Here is a 294-nt window from a genome sequence, read left to right on the forward strand (position 1 = left end):
ATTTAGCCTTGGAGGATGGTCCCCCCCATATTCAGACAGGATAACACGTGTCCCGCCCTACTCGTCGAGTTCACAATAACAGCATCTTCGGATACGGGGGCTATCACCCTTTACTGCCGGACTTTCCAGACCGTTCTCCTGATGCTGCTATTGATTAAGACTCTGGGCTGCTCCCCGTTCGCTCGCCGCTACTAGGGGGAATCTCGGTTGATTTCTTTTCCTCGGGGGTACTGAGATGTTTCAGTTCTCCCGGTTCGCCTCATTAACCTATGTATTCAGTTAATGATAATATCC

Annotated in this window: 1 rRNA gene; it reads right to left on the reverse strand. The window is 50.3% G+C overall.

The annotated features are described in order from the left end of the window. Positions 1–294 (reverse strand): 23S ribosomal RNA (locus tag BHE89_RS00745); the annotation flags it as partial.

The sequence above is a fragment of the Shigella sp. FC1967 genome (assembly GCF_001743005.1).
Taxonomy (GTDB): Bacteria; Pseudomonadota; Gammaproteobacteria; order Enterobacterales; family Enterobacteriaceae; genus Proteus.